Source organism: Psychrobacter sp. NC44, assembly GCF_904846655.1.
GTDB lineage: Bacteria > Pseudomonadota > Gammaproteobacteria > Pseudomonadales > Moraxellaceae > Psychrobacter.
Genome location: NZ_CAJHBN010000037.1, coordinates 1 through 1,199, shown reverse-complemented (window position 1 = coordinate 1,199; position 1,199 = coordinate 1). Strand labels below are relative to the sequence as shown.

At 43.0% G+C, this 1,199-nt stretch carries 1 protein-coding gene; it reads right to left on the bottom strand.

Annotated features, from left to right (window positions below):
• Positions 1–38 precede the first annotated feature (38 nt).
• Positions 39–1,126 (bottom strand): IS3 family transposase gene (locus JMX95_RS13565; RefSeq protein ID WP_201561081.1). Its coding sequence is split into 2 segments (ribosomal slippage): positions 39–874 and positions 874–1,126, totalling 1,089 coding nucleotides; the frame shifts between segments, so codons are not numbered across the junction.
• Positions 1,127–1,199 lie beyond the last annotated feature (73 nt).

The window sequence follows — 1,199 nt, the reverse complement described above, 5'->3', positions numbered from 1 at the left end:
GGTAACCCTCCCAAACCTAAGACACCTAACAAATAGAATTAAGCTGCTTGATTGAGTTTCTGTATGGGCGTAAAACCGCCATTGCCCATGTTTGGGCGCTCATGATTATAATGATATAACCAGTTTTCTGCTTGTGTGCGTACTTGCTCTAAGTTATCAAACAGCTCCTGATTTAACCAATCATATCTCATGGTTCTGTTAAAGCGCTCCACATAGGCATTTTGCTGTGGATTGCCAGGTTCAATATAGCTTAAGTTAATGCTTTGCTGCTCAGCCCAGTCTTTGAGCGCATTGCTGATGTACTCAGGACCATTATCGCATCTTATTTGTACAGGTTTGCCTCGATATTCAATGAGCTGGTCTAATGTGCGTATGATCCTTTGTGCTGGTAGTGAGAAGTCAATCTCAACGGTGAGCGCTTCACGGTTGTAATCATCAATCACATTAAACAGTCTAAAGCTGCGACCGTCATTTAAGCCGTCGTGCATAAAGTCCATGCTCCAGCTTTGGTTTATCCTATCAGGTACTGCTAATGGTATTGGTTTAGCGCGTTTAATGCGACGCTTGGGCTTGATTCTAAGGTTGAGTTCAAGCTCACAGTAGATGCGATATACCCGCTTGTGGTTGTACGGCAGTCCCATGACATTACGCAGGCTTAAAAAGCATAAACCAAAGCCCCAGTTCTTATTCTCATCAGTCAGTTTGATGAGTAAGTCCGCGATCTGCTGGTTCTCATCCGTGGCCATTGACTTATGGTAATAGCAGGTCACGCTGATGTTAAAGATACGGCAAGCACGACGTATGCTAATACCATGCTCTTCAATGTAATGACAAGCCATTTTCCTGCGCCTTTGGGGCGCTACCACTTTTTTGTCATGGCATCCTGTAGGATATCGGACTTAAGACATTCATCAGCATACATCTTCTTAAGACGTGCATTTTCAATTTCAAGTTCTTTTAAGCGCGCAATCAAAGAGGCATCCATGCCGCCATACTTTGAGCGCCAGTTATAAAAGGTACTTTGGCTGATATTATGCTCACGGCAAAGCTCGGTGATAGGGACACCTTGTTCGGCTTGTTTTAGGATATTAACGATTTGGTTGTCAGTAAAGCGTGTCTTTTTCATAGGATTCTCCTGCTGATATATTTTAGCAGTTAATCTCTATTTCTAAGTGTTCTTATTTAGTGGGGGGATTACC